Source organism: Streptomyces sp. NPDC086554, from assembly GCF_040686095.1.
Classification (GTDB): Bacteria; Actinomycetota; Actinomycetes; order Streptomycetales; family Streptomycetaceae; genus Streptomyces.
The window spans coordinates 205,872-219,085 of the sequence record NZ_JBFBJK010000015.1; the positions used below are offsets into that span (position 1 = coordinate 205,872).

General features: G+C 68.2%; 10 protein-coding genes. 4 read left to right on the top strand and 6 right to left on the bottom strand.

Going from position 1 to position 13,214, the window contains the following annotated elements:
• Positions 1 to 102: 102 nt before the first annotated feature.
• The 3 genes from AB0O76_RS25365 to coxB are packed head-to-tail and all read right to left on the bottom strand — an operon-like array spanning position 103 to position 3,241.
• The gene (locus tag AB0O76_RS25365) at positions 103 to 501 is read right to left on the bottom strand and encodes a cytochrome c oxidase subunit 4 (RefSeq protein WP_365495524.1); all 399 of its coding nucleotides are present in this window, start codon (positions 499 to 501) and stop codon (positions 103 to 105) included.
• Positions 498 to 2,234, bottom strand: coding sequence for a cytochrome c oxidase subunit I (gene ctaD / locus AB0O76_RS25370; protein ID WP_365495527.1), 1,737 nt, complete (start codon positions 2,232 to 2,234; stop codon positions 498 to 500). The genes AB0O76_RS25365 and ctaD overlap by 4 nt, the downstream gene beginning before the upstream one ends.
• Positions 2,231 to 3,241: a cytochrome c oxidase subunit II gene (gene coxB / locus AB0O76_RS25375; protein ID WP_365495530.1), complete on the bottom strand. Its 1,011-nt coding sequence runs from the start codon at positions 3,239 to 3,241 to the stop codon at positions 2,231 to 2,233. The genes ctaD and coxB overlap by 4 nt, the downstream gene beginning before the upstream one ends.
• A gap of 346 nt (positions 3,242 to 3,587) precedes the next feature.
• Here coxB and AB0O76_RS25380 point away from each other — a divergent pair, with 346 nt between their 5' ends.
• Positions 3,588 to 4,967 (top strand): aminotransferase class V-fold PLP-dependent enzyme, encoded by a 1,380-nt coding sequence (locus tag AB0O76_RS25380; RefSeq protein ID WP_365495533.1) that lies wholly within the window; start codon positions 3,588 to 3,590, stop codon positions 4,965 to 4,967.
• Here the strand turns inward: AB0O76_RS25380 and AB0O76_RS25385 are convergent, their stop codons facing one another.
• Entirely contained in the window at positions 4,968 to 5,942 is a 975-nt protein-coding gene (locus AB0O76_RS25385) for a carbohydrate kinase family protein (RefSeq protein WP_365495536.1), read from the bottom strand. It abuts the gene before it with no gap.
• Between the two features lie 135 nt (positions 5,943 to 6,077).
• Between AB0O76_RS25385 and AB0O76_RS25390 the strand changes: the two genes are divergently transcribed.
• Positions 6,078 to 6,305 (top strand): hypothetical protein, encoded by a 228-nt coding sequence (locus AB0O76_RS25390; protein ID WP_365495636.1) that lies wholly within the window; start codon positions 6,078 to 6,080, stop codon positions 6,303 to 6,305.
• 154 nt (positions 6,306 to 6,459) lie between these two features.
• Positions 6,460 to 7,926, top strand: a complete 1,467-nt coding sequence (locus AB0O76_RS25395; protein ID WP_365495539.1) for a hypothetical protein — start codon at positions 6,460 to 6,462, stop codon at positions 7,924 to 7,926.
• A gap of 107 nt (positions 7,927 to 8,033) precedes the next feature.
• On the opposite strand, the gene AB0O76_RS25400 is transcribed toward AB0O76_RS25395, so the two are convergent.
• Positions 8,034 to 8,390, bottom strand: coding sequence for an iron-sulfur cluster assembly accessory protein (locus AB0O76_RS25400; RefSeq protein WP_365495542.1), 357 nt, complete (start codon positions 8,388 to 8,390; stop codon positions 8,034 to 8,036).
• A 266-nt stretch (positions 8,391 to 8,656) separates the two neighbouring features.
• On the opposite strand from AB0O76_RS25400, the gene nadA reads away from it, so the two are divergent.
• A complete protein-coding gene (gene nadA, locus AB0O76_RS25405; RefSeq protein ID WP_365495544.1) occupies positions 8,657 to 9,865 on the top strand; it encodes a quinolinate synthase NadA in 1,209 nt (402 codons plus the stop codon).
• A gap of 110 nt (positions 9,866 to 9,975) precedes the next feature.
• Here the strand turns inward: nadA and AB0O76_RS25410 are convergent, their stop codons facing one another.
• A complete protein-coding gene (locus tag AB0O76_RS25410; protein ID WP_365495547.1) occupies positions 9,976 to 13,122 on the bottom strand; it encodes an efflux RND transporter permease subunit in 3,147 nt (1,048 codons plus the stop codon).
• Positions 13,123 to 13,214: the final 92 nt, after the last annotated feature.

Consider the following 13,214-nt stretch of genomic DNA (forward strand, 5'->3'; position numbering starts at 1 on the left):
GCGCCGATTGACCCGTATGAGTGTCAAGCGCGACACGCCGAGGGGCCCGGACTTCTCCTGACGGAGTGTCCGGGCCCCTCGGTGCGGGTGTGAACTACAGACTCACTGGGTCTGGTTCTCGCCGCGGTAGTACTCGAAGACCCAGCCGAAGAGGCCGATCAGGATGATCGGGGTCGAGAAGTACAGCAGCCACCAGCCGAAGACGACGCCCATGAAGGCGAGCGCACCACCGACGGCCAGGGAGAGCGGCTGCCAGCTGTGCGGGCTGAAGAAGCCCACCTCGCCGGCCTCGTCCGCGACCTCGGCCTCCTTGTCGTCCTGTGCTGACGCGTCGACACGCCGGGCCGTGAAGGCCAGGTAGTAGCCGATCATGATGCACAGGCCGAAGGCCAGGAAGAGTGCGGTCGTACCGGCCGGCTCCTTGGACCACCAGCCGTAGACGATCGCCATGGCGAGCACGAAGACGCTCAGCCAGATGAACATCTTGCCCTGGATCTTCACTTGCCGGCCTCCTTGCTGCCCGCGATCGCGCTGGCACCGTGGCCTGCGTGCTCAAGCTGGTCGAGCGCCGCGATCTCCGGGTGGTGCAGGTCGAACGCCGGGGATTCCGAGCGAATACGCGGCAGCGTGAGGAAGTTGTGCCGCGGAGGCGGGCAGGACGTCGCCCACTCGAGCGAACGGCCGTAGCCCCACGGGTCGTCGACCTCGATCTTCTTGCCGTACTTGGCGGTCTTCCAGACGTTGTAGAAGAACGGCAGTACCGACAGACCGAGCAGGAACGAGGAGATCGTCGAGATCGTGTTCAGCGCGGTGAAGCCGTCGGCGTCGAGGTAGTCCGCGTAACGACGCGGCATGCCCTCGGCACCCAGCCAGTGCTGCACCAGGAACGTGCCGTGGAAGCCCACGAACAGCGTCCAGAAGGTGATCTTGCCGAGCCGCTCGTCCAGCATCTTGCCGGTGAACTTCGGCCACCAGAAGTGGAATCCGGAGAACATCGCGAACACCACGGTGCCGAAGATGACGTAGTGGAAGTGCGCGACCACGAAGTACGAGTCGGAGACGTGGAAGTCCATCGGCGGCGAGGCCAGGATGACACCGGTCAGACCACCGAAGGTGAAGGTGATCAGGAAGCCGGTGGCCCACAGCATCGGTGTCTCGAACGACAGTGAGCCCTTCCACATCGTTCCGATCCAGTTGAAGAACTTCACGCCTGTTGGCACGGCGATCAGGAACGTCATGAAGGAGAAGAACGGTAGGAGCACGCCACCGGTGACGTACATGTGGTGCGCCCACACCGTCACGGAGAGACCGGCGATCGCGATCGTCGCCCCGATCAAGCCCATGTAGCCGAACATCGGCTTTCTGGAGAAGACCGGGATGACCTCGGAAATGATGCCGAAGAACGGCAGGGCGATGATGTACACCTCTGGGTGTCCGAAGAACCAGAAGAGGTGTTGCCACAGCAGCGCGCCGCCGTTGGACGCGTCGAAGATGTGGGCACCGAACTTGCGGTCCGCCTCCAGGGCGAACAGCGCGGCGGCGAGAACCGGGAAGGCCAGCAGGACCAGGACACCGGTCAGCAGGACGTTCCACACGAAGATCGGCATACGGAACATCGTCATGCCGGGAGCGCGCATGCAGATGATCGTGGTGATGAAGTTGACCGAGCCGAGGATCGTGCCGAAGCCGGAGAAGGCCAGACCCATGATCCACATGTCGGCGCCGATGCCCGGCGAGCGGACGGCGTCCGACAGCGGGGAGTAGGCGAACCAGCCGAAGTCGGCCGCACCCTGCGGGGTGAGGAAGCCGGCCACCGCGATCAGCGAGCCGAAGAGGTACAGCCAGTACGCGAACATGTTCAGCCGCGGGAACGCCACATCGGGCGCGCCGATCTGCAGCGGCATGATCCAGTTCGCGAATCCGGCGAACAGCGGCGTCGCGAACATCAGCAGCATGATCGTGCCGTGCATCGTGAACGCCTGGTTGAACTGCTCGTTCGACATGAGCTGCGTGCCGGGACGGGCGAGTTCGGCGCGCATGAAGAGCGCCATGACGCCGCCGATGCAGAAGAACGCGAACGACGTGATGAGGTAGAGCGTGCCGATCGTCTTGTGGTCGGTCGTGGTCAACCACTTGATGACGACGTTGCCCGGCTGCTTGCGCCGTACCGGCAGCTCATTCTCGTACGAGTCGTCTGCTGCCGCGGCACCCTGAGGTTCGTTGAGGATGCTCACAGGTTGTTCGTCTCCCGGTTCTTCTCGTGAGGCGTCTGATCGATGCCGGCCGGGATGTAACCGGTCTGGTTCTTCTTCGCGAGGTCCTCGAGGTGCTTCTGGTAGCGCTCGGGGGAAACGACCTTCACGTTGAAGAGCATCCGGGAGTGGTCGACACCGCAGAGCTCGGCACACTTGCCCATGAAGGTGCCCTCCTTGTTGGGAGTCACCTCGAAGGCGTTGGTGTGGCCCGGGATGACGTCCTGCTTCATGAGGAACGGCACCACCCAGAAGGAGTGGATGACGTCACGCGAAGACAGTACGAAGCGGACCTTCTCGCCCTTGGGGAGCCAGAGGGTCGGACCGGGGTTGCCGTTCTGCGGGTTCCGCTCGCCGGGCGTGCCGACGTCGTAGACACCGTCCGCGCCCTTCGGGAACTGCTTCAGGAAGCGCTCCGGAATGCTGGAGAGCTCCTTCGGGACGGTGTTCCGCTTGGAGAGCTTCTCGTCCTCGGTCTTCTTCGCCTTGTACGAGTAACCCGTGGCCGGGTCGCCGTCCACGTTCTCGACGTAGTTGAAGCCCCAGCTCCACTGGAAGCCGACCACGTTGATCGTGTGCTTGGGCTTCTCGTCGAGCTTGAGGAGCTTCGACTCATCACGAGCCGTGAAGTAGAAGAGCACCGAGACGATGATGAGCGGGACCACCGTGTACAGCGTCTCGATCGGCATGTTGTAACGCGTCTGCGGAGGTACCTCCACCTTGGTGCGGCTGCGCCGGTGGAAAATGACACTCCACAGGATCAGACCCCAGACCAGCACGCCCGTGGCGAGCGCTGCCGCCCACGAGCCCTGCCAGAGGGAGAGGATCCGTGGAGCCTCTTCCGTTACGGGGGTGGGCATACCAAGGCGGGGAAAGTCCTTGTATGTGCAACCGGTTGCGGTCGCCAGGATCAGGCCCGCAGTCAGCACCTGCGGCAGCTTCCGCCGCATCGGGCGCCGCGACGAGCGGTCGGAGCCGTTGGGACTCACGTAGCGCCTTCCCGAGAGTCTCGGCCCGCGCGGTCGGGTGCGGCCTTCTCGGTCGTCGGTCGCCGCCCTGCGGCGGGCAGGGGTTTGGATGTTTATGCGGGCCAAACCTTACTGGACGCTATTTGGGGTCGCGCGGGGAGGGTGCCTAACGCGCCGCGGGTCACTCCGAAGGGTGGGACACCCCTCCGTCGACCCCTTTCTGACGGGGGGTCGGGGCGCCCAGTGGCTCGGCGGAATCTGTCCGTCCGCGGGTGCGGGTGCGTTGGGGCTTGTCGCGCAGTTCCTCGCGCCCCTACGGGGCGCTCCCTCGGGGCGCCTCCCCGGGGGAACGTTCTAGCGTGGGCATGTGACCTACTTCGATGTCGCCTCCTCCGCTCCCCTCCACCCCGTCGCCCGGCAGGCGCTGCAGGCCTCGCTCGATGAGGGGTGGGCCGATCCTGCGCGGCTGTATCGCGAGGGGCGGCGGGCCCGGATGCTGCTCGACGCGGCGCGTGAGGCCGCCGCGGATGCGGTCGGGTGCCGCCCGGACGAGCTCTCCTTCACCTCGTCCGGGACCCGCGCGGTGCACTCCGGGATCGCCGGGGCGCTCGCCGGGCGGCGGCGTGTCGGGCGGCATCTGGTGGTGTCCGCGGTCGAACACTCGTCGGTCCTCCATTCGGCGGCGGCGCACGAGGCCGACGGCGGGACGGTCACCGAGGTGGGGGTGGACCGGGCCGGGGCGGTGGCCCCCGATGCGTACGCCGGGGCGCTGCGTCCCGACACGGCGCTCGCCTGCCTCCAGTCCGCCAACCACGAGGTGGGCACCCGCCAGCCGGTGACCGAGGTCGCCGCGGCGTGCTCTGCCGCCGGGGTGCCGCTGCTCGTGGACGCGGCGCAGTCGCTGCCGTGGGGTCCTGTCGACGGGGACTGGTCGCTGCTCACCGCGAGTGCCCACAAATGGGGCGGGCCCGCGGGTGTGGGACTTCTCGTCGTACGCAAGGGAGTGCGGTTCGCCGCTCAAGGCCCCGCCGACGAGCGGGAGTCGGGGCGGGCGGCCGGCTTCGAGAACATCCCCGCGGTGGTCGCCGCCGCGGCCTCGCTGCGGGCCGTGCGGGCCGAGGCCGACGCGGATGGGGCCCGGTTGCGGGAGCTGACCGAGCGGATCCGGGCGCGGGTGCCGGGGCTCGTGCCGGATGTGGAGGTGGTGGGCGATCCCGTGCGGCGCCTGCCCCACCTCGTCACGTTCTCGTGTCTCTATGTCGACGGGGAGACCGTGCTGCACGAGCTGGACCGGGCCGGCTTCTCGGTCTCCTCCGGGTCGTCCTGCACCAGCTCGACGCTGACCCCGAGCCATGTCCTGAAGGCCATGGGCGTACTGAGCGAGGGCAACGTCCGGGTGTCACTCCCACGGGGGACCCAGGAAGAGGAAGTCGAACGGTTCCTGGAGGTGCTGCCGGGCGTGGTGGCCGGGGTGCGCGAACAGCTGGGAGCTCCCGTGGCGGCGGCGTCGCGCACGGAATCCGCTTCCCTCGTCGTGGACGCGCTCGGCAAGCGCTGTCCGCTGCCCGTCATCGAGCTCGCGAAGGTCATCGGGGACGTGCCGGTCGGCGGCACCGTCACGGTCCTCGCCGACGACGAGGCGGCGCGGCTCGACATCCCGGCGTGGTGCGAGATGCGGGGGCAGGAGTACGTGGGCGAGAAGCCGGCGGACCACGGGACTGCCTATGTGGTCCGCCGGAGCTCGTGACTAGGCCAGGTGCGCCTGGACCTCCGCGGCCGCGGCATGGCCGTACGCCTTGGTGAAGCGGTCCATGAAGTTGCTGCGCTGCAGCTCGTACTCCTGGGTGCCGACGGTCTCGATGACCAGAGTGGCGAGCATGCAGCCGACCTGGGCCGCGCGCTCGTGCGAGACGCCCCAGGCCAGGCCCGAGAGGAAGCCCGCACGGAACGCGTCGCCGACGCCGGTCGGCTCGACCTTCGCCTCTTCCTCGGCGACGCCGACTTCGATCGGGTCCTGTCCCTCGGACTCGATGCGGACGCCGCGCGAGCCGAGGGTCGTCACACGGTGGCCGACCCTCGAGAGGATCTCGGCGTCGGTCCAGCCGGTCTTGGACTCGATGAGCCCCTTCTCGTACTCGTTGGAGAAGAGGTACGTGGCGCCGTCCAGGAGGGTGCGGATCTCGTCGCCCTCCATGCGGGCGATCTGCTGCGAGAAGTCCGCGGCGAACGGGATCTGGCGGGAGCGGCACTCCTCGGTGTGACGGAGCATCGCCTCGGGGTCGTCGGCGCCGATCAGGACGAGGTCGAGGCCGCCCACGCGGTCGGCGACCGTCTTCAGTTCGATCTGACGGGCCTCGCTCATCGCGCCCGTGTAGAAGGAGCCGATCTGATTGTGGTCCGCGTCCGTGGTGCAGACGAAGCGCGCGGTGTGCAGGGTCTCGGAGATGCGCACCGATGCGGTGTCCACGCCGTGCCGGTCGAGCCAGGCGCGGTACTCGCCGAAGTCGGAGCCCGCGGCGCCGACCAGGATCGGGTCGGTGCCGAGCTGTCCCATGCCGAAGCTGATGTTGGCGGCGACGCCTCCCCTGCGGACGTCGAGGGCGTCGACAAGGAAAGAGAGGGAGACCGTGTGCAACTGATCGGCGACCAACTGGTCGGCGAAGCGGCCGGGGAAGGTCATCAGGTGGTCGGTGGCGATGGAGCCGGTGACTGCGATACGCACGGCTGAGTACTCCTGTGGAGGAGAGGCGAGGGGTTGACAGTTCACGCTACCGGGTCGGGCCACCCCCACTGAAGAGGCAAAACTACCCGATAGTAGGGCTTTTTTCGCAGGGCGTCGGATGCGTACCGTGCGTTTATGGCCGTTATCTCGAAGCATGTCGTCACCACGCGTCCCGTCGAGCTGTCCTCCGAGCCCCCTGAGAACATGGAGACGCTGCGCGGCGACTGCGCCCGCATGGCCCCGCACTGGGCGGCACCCGCCGCGGTCAGTGCCGCCCCGGTGTCGCCCGCTCTGATCCACGGTGTCACCGTCCCGCCCGCGTCCGCACGGCTGATCGACGGAATGTCCGAATACGGAGACTGACCGAGACTGATTCCAGGGGCATCGGCGCGCGCGGAGGGAACCGCGCGCTCCCCCGCTGCGTCCCACCGCTGTCCCCCGTAAAGGGGATGCGGGATACGAACGAGACCCACGCACGGGTCCCGAGGGACAGCAGTGCAGTCGAAGGAGCGATGCGGTGAGCACCGAGCGATCCGTTCATGACGCGGCCGAGCCGCAGCGGCGGCGTTCCCGCCTTGCCATCGCGTCGGTGGCGGCCACGGTGCTGCTCGTCGGTGGCGGCGGCGCCTACTTCGCCGCTACGGCATCCGGCGGCAGCGGCAGCAGCAGCAATGACGGCGCGCCCGCGGGAGACGGCGGGGCTCCCCCGCCGCTCGCGCTCGACGGATACACGGACGGCGACCGGGACGGCGGCACCGGAGGGATCGCCCCCGGCGAGCCCGACCCGAGCGGCGCCGCCTACCGCGCCGAGGGCAAGCTGCCCGCCGGTCCGGATTCGGCGGCCGTCTACCACGCGCGGGGCACGGTCGGCGCGGACCAAGTGACCGATCTCGCCAAGGCCTTGGGCGTCGAGGGCAAGCCCACCTCACAGGACGGGGCCTGGCGGATCGGCCCGGCCAAGGACGGCTCGGGACCCTCGCTCCAGGTGAGCAAGCAGGCCCCCGGCACCTGGACGTTCACCAAGTACGCCACCGGTGGCACCGACAACTGCCAGAAGGGCAAGCCCTGTTCGGGGACGTCGACCGCCCCGAACGGCTCGGGCGACGCGGTCGGTGAGAGCGCGGCGAAGAAGGCGGCCGCGCCGGTCCTGAAGGCCCTCGGCCAGGACGACGCGAAGCTGGACGCACGCCAACTCATGGGCGCGGTACGGGTGGTGAACGCCGACCCGAAGGTGGGCGGTCTCCCCACATACGGCTGGTCGACCGGCATCCAGGTCGGCTCGGACGGCCAAGTGGTCGGCGGCAGCGGCCAGTTGAAGGCGCCGGAGAAGGGCGCGACGTATCCGGTGACGAGCTCCGACGAGACCCTGAAGCAGCTCAACAAGTCGGGCCGGGGCGACGGCCGGGTCGGCATCGGCGGATGCGCCACGCCGGTGCCTGAGGATGACGGCAAGGCGGGCGACACGAAGACGCAGGCGCCCTGCGAGCCCTCGTCCGCTCCCCCGAAGCCGCAGCCGATCACCGTGAAGGGCGCGACGTTCGGGCTCGCCGTGCAGTTCGTGGACGGGCGCCAGGCGCTCGTGCCGTCCTGGCTCTTCGAGGTGGAGCCGCAGGGCGCGCAGGACAGTTTCACCGTGACGCACCCGGCGGTGGAGCCGAAGTTCCTGACCTCGCCGAGCACGCCGACCCCCACGCCCACCGAGAAGCCGGGCACGAACCCGGACCCGACGCTGCGCGTCGAGTCCTACAGCGCGGACGGCAAGTCGCTGACGCTGCACTTCTGGGGCGGCGCGTGCAGTGACTACTCGGCGTCGGCCGACGAGAGCAAGGACAGCGTGCGCGTGAAGGTGACCGAGACCAAGAAGAAGGGCGAGGTCTGCATCATGATCGCCAAGGAGTTCACGCAGACCGTGACGTTGGACGAGCCGCTCGGCGACCGGAAGGTCGTGGACGCGGCGGGTGGCAAGACGGTGCCGCAGAAGTAGCCGAAGCAGCAGACCTAGCCGCAGCCAGCACACGAAGGCGGCCCCCCGAGATCTCGGGGGGCCGCCTTCGGCGTACAGGACCGGAAAGAACGGTCCGGCGTACGGATTTAGCTGAAGGAGTCACCGCAGGCGCAGGAGCCGGTGGCGTTCGGGTTGTCGATCGTGAAGCCCTGCTTCTCGATGGTGTCGACGAAGTCGATGGAGGCGCCGCCCAGGTAGGGAGCGCTCATCCGGTCGGTGACGACCTTCACGCCGCCGAAGTCCTTGACGACGTCGCCGTCGAGCGTGCGCTCGTCGAAGAACAGCTGGTAGCGCAGGCCGGAGCAGCCGCCGGGCTGAACGGCGACGCGCAGCGCCAGGTCGTCCCGGCCCTCCTGCTCAAGAAGGCCCTTGACCTTGGCCGCGGCGGCGTCGGACAGGAGGATGCCGTCGCTCACGGTGGTGGTCTCGTCCGATACGGACATCTGCTTCTCTCCCGGGTTGTACGGAGACTGCTTGCCGACGATTGCAACCGTCGGGGCCGCGGATTCATTCCGGGCCGAGTGCTGCTGTGTCTCTCGGCCTTCTGTCCCTTCATGCTCGCACATGACATCCCGCGAGGCACCGGCCCGTAAAAGGCGAACGCGTCACATCGACACTATGGCCATCGTCAAACTGACGTGAAGCGGTTATGATAGATAACGTCAATTAGACGAAAAGGCTCGTCTGCAGAAGAGAAAGGGTGCGTGTCGTGACCACCGCCCAGTCCCGCGTGGACCTCGTGGACCTCGATGTTCAGCCCACACCGCTTGCCCTGCTGCTGCTCGGCCGCGAAGCCGACCCCAAGAGCGAGCGCGGTGTGGAGTGCCCCGGCGATCTGCCGTCGCCCTCCGACCCCGATCTGGTCGAGCGCGCCCGCGCCGCCAAGGAGAAGCTCGGGGACAAGGTCTTCGTACTCGGCCACCACTACCAGCGCGACGAGGTCATCCAGTTCGCGGATGTCACCGGCGACTCCTTCAAGCTGGCCAAGGACGCGGCCGCCAAGCCCGAGGCGGAGTACATCGTCTTCTGCGGCGTGCACTTCATGGCCGAGTCGGCGGACATCCTGACCACCGACGACCAGAAGGTCGTGCTTCCCGACCTGGCCGCGGGCTGCTCGATGGCCGACATGGCCACGGCCGAGCAGGTCGCGGAGTGCTGGGACGCGCTGACCGAGGCCGGCATAGCCGAGCAGGTCGTGCCCGTCTCGTACATGAACTCCTCCGCCGACATCAAGGCCTTCACCGGCAAGCACGGCGGGACGATCTGTACGTCGTCGAACGCCAAGCGCGCCCTTGAGTGGGCCTTCGAGCAGGGGGAGCCGAATTCAACAAAGGTCCTCTTCCTGCCCGACCAGCACCTCGGCCGGAACACCGCCGTCCGCGACATGGGCTTCTCGCTCGACGACTGTGTGGTCTACAACCCGCACAAGCCGAACGGCGGCCTGACCGTCGAGCAGCTGCGGGACGCGAAGATGATCCTCTGGCGCGGGCACTGCTCGGTGCACGGGCGCTTCTCGCTGGAGTCGGTCGAGGACGTGCGGGCGCGGATTCCCGGTGTGAACGTCCTGGTGCACCCGGAGTGCAAGCACGAGGTCGTGGCCGCGGCCGATTACGTCGGCTCGACCGAGCACATCATCAAGACCCTGGAGGCGGCCCCTGCCGGCTCCAAGTGGGCCATCGGGACCGAGCTGAATCTCGTACGCCGCCTGGCCAACCGTTTCGCCGCCGAGGACAAGGAGATCGTCTTCCTCGACAAGACGGTCTGCTTCTGCTCGACCATGAACCGGATCGACCTGCCGCACCTGGTCTGGGCGCTCGAGTCGCTTGCCGAGGGGAACCTCGTCAACCAGATCGAGGTCGACCGCGAGACCGAGCAGTTCGCGAAGCTGGCCCTGGAGCGGATGCTGGCGCTTCCGTAGTCCTGCCTTTTCTCGTACGTAAGGGGCGTCCGCCATTGCGGGCGCCCCTTACGGCGTTCTCGGGTCGCTCCCGAAGCGCTGCTGCGGGGTGGGCGCCCGCAGGCAGAGAACTACACCTGAGCCGGCTCCGGGTCGCCCGCATCGGGGGCGGCCTGAGGCGGGACGCCCGCCTTCTTCGCCCGCTTTGCCTCGCGCTTAGCGCGGCGCCGCTCCTTGCGGAGTTCCAGCATCGCGTACAGCGTCGGGACGAGGAGGAGGGTGAGGAGGGTCGAGGTGATCAGGCCGCCGATCACCACCACCGCGAGCGGCTGGGCGATGAAGCCGCCCTCGCCCGTGATGCCCAGGGCCATGGGGAGGAGAGCGAAGATCGTCGCCAGGGCCGTCATGAGGATCGGGCGGAGGCGGTGGCGGCCGCCTTCGATGACCGCCTCTACGACGCCGTGACCCTGCTTGCGGTACTGGTTGATCAGGTCGATCAGGACGATCGCGTTGGTGACCACGATGCCGATCAGCATCAGCATGCCGATCATCGCCGGGACGCCCATCGGGGTGTCCGTAGCGATCAGCAGGCCGATCGCACCCGTGGCCGCGAACGGGATCGAGACCAGCAGGATCAGCGGCTGGGCAAGAGACCGGAAGGTCGCCACCAGCAGCATGAAGACGATCGCGATCGCCGCCAGCATCGCAAGGCCCAGCGAGGCGAACGCCTCGTCCTGGTCCTCGGAGGCACCGCCGATGGACGCCGTGGCGCCGTCCGGCAGCTTCAGCGCGTCGAGCTTCTTGGTGAGGTCCGCGCTGACCGCGCCCGTGTTCTCACCGGTCGGCTTCGCCGTGATCGTCGCGGCGCGCGCGCCGTCGATGCGGGTCATCGAGACCGGCCCATCGACCAGCTTCACGTCGGCGATGTCGCCCAGCTTCACGGCGCCGAGGTTCAGCTTGCGCAGCTCGTCCAGCGTCTTCGCCGGCTTCGCCGACTTCACGACGACGTCGCGCTCGGTGTCGTCGAGGATCGCCTTGCCGCTCTGCGTGCCGCGGACCGCCTGGGCGACGGCCTGGCCGAGGGTGGTGTCGTCGAAACCGGCCGCCGCGGCCTTGGAGTTGGCCTTGACCGAGATGCGCGGGATGCTCTGCGAGAGGTCGCTCTCGACGTCCGTGACATCGTCGATCTCGGCGACCTCGGCGCGGACGTCGTCGGACGCCTTGCGCAGCACGTCCGCGTCGGCGGCCTTGACCACCACGCTCAGGTCCTGGCTGCCGAAGCCGTCACCGGCCGCGATGGACGTCTGGCCGATGCCGGAGAGCTTGCCGAGCTCCTCCTCGACCAGGTCCTGGGTCTTGTCGTACGACGACTTGTCCTTGAGCGTCAGGGTGTACGAGGCCTGGTTGGTGTCCGTGGAGCCGCCGAAGGCCGCCATGAAACCGGACGAGCCGACCGTGACCTGGTAGTCCTTGATCTCGTCGAGGCCGTCCAGCATCTTCTCGACCTTCTTGGCCGAGGCGTTGGACGCCGCCAGGCTGGTGCCCGGCTTCAACTCCTGCTTGATCGTCAGGACTTCCTGCTCGCCCTGGTCGAAGAAGTTGGTCTTCAGGAGCGGTGCCATGCCGAACGTACCCACGAGGATCGCGATCGCGATGGCGAGGCTGGTGAAGCGGCGCCGCGTCGCGAACCGCAGGACGGGGACGTAGATGCGCTGGAGCCTGCTCCTCGCCTCCTTCTCCTCGGCCTTGCGGCGGGCCTCGTCCGGGTCGGCGCCGCGCACGTCCTTGGGGGCGCGCAGGAACCAGTACGACAGGACCGGGACGACGGTCAGCGAGACGAGCAGGGACGCCAGGAGCGCCGCCGTGACGGTGAGCGAGAAGGAGCCGAAGAGCTCGCCCACCATGCCGCCGACCAGGCCGATGGGGAGGAACACCGCGACCGTCGTCAGGGTCGAGGACGTCACCGCGCCCGCGACCTCCTTGACGGCCTTGATGATCGCGGCCTCGCGCTCCTCGCCGTATCCGAGATGGCGCTTGATGTTCTCCAGGACGACGATCGAGTCGTCGACGACGCGGCCGATCGCGATGGTCAGCGCGCCGAGCGTGAGCATGTTGAGCGAGAGGTCGCGGGTCCACAGGACGATCAGGGCCAGTACGACCGAGAGCGGGATGGAGACCGCGGTGACCAGCGTCGAGCGGATCGACGCCAGGAAGACCAGGATGACGATGACCGCGAAGACCAGGCCGAGCGCGCCCTCGGTGGTGAGACCGTCGATGGACTTGGAGACGGCCGGGCCCTGGTCGCTCGCGACGGTCAGGTCGGATCCCGCGCCCAGGTCCTTGCGGAGGTCGGGGAGCTTGTCCTTGACCGCGTCGGAGATGGCGACGGCGCTGCCGTCCTGGTCCATGGTGATCGCGACGGCGAGGCTGGGCTTGCCGTTGGTGCGCGTGATGGACGTGGCGTCCGCCGGCTGCTGCTTCACCGTGGCGAGGTCACCGAGGCGGACCGGCTTGGCCGGGCGGTCCCCGGGCCTGGCCTCGGGGGTGACCATCAGGTCCTGGATCTGCTTCAGGGAGGTGAAGCCGCCGCCGACCTGGACGGTGCGGTTCTTGCCGTCCTCGTCGAAGGAGCCCGCGGGGAGCGTGGCGCCGCCCGCCTGGAGCGCCTGGCCGAGCGCGGCCGGGGTCAGGCCCGCCTTGGCCAGCTTCTTGTCGTCGGGGGTGACATCGACCTGGAGGTCGCGTACGCCGTCGACGGTGACCTGGCCGACGCCGTCGATGTCCTCCATGGCGGGGACGACGGTGCGGTCGAGCCGGTCGGAGAGCGCCTGCTGATCCTTGTCGGAGGTGACGGAGAGGACCACGGTCGGGATGTCGTCGGTGGAGCCCGCGATGACCTGCGGGTCGACGTCGTCGGGGAGTTCGGCCCCGGCGCGGTTCACGGCCTGCTGGACATCGGCGACGAGCTGCTCGGAGCCGTTGCCGTAGTCGAACTGGGCCATGATCACGGCGTTGCCCTCGCTCGCCGTGGAGGTGATTCCGGTGATCCCGTCGACCGCGTCGATGGAGGACTCGAGCGGCTCGACGACCTGCTTTTCGACCACATCGGGGGACGCGCCCTGGTACGGGGCCAGGACGGACACCATCGGAAGTTCGATGGAGGGCAGCAACTGCTGCTTGAGCTGAGGGATCGCGATGGCGCCGAAGACGAGCGCGACGATCGATATCAGCCCGATCAGGGCCCGTTGGGCCAGGCTGAATCGGGACAGCCAGGACATGGTGGTCTCTCTCTGTGGCGTACTGCGCAGGAACGGGCACCGCAGGCCGGTGCCTGACCGTTGCCTGACCGGTGCCCCCTACACGATCTGCC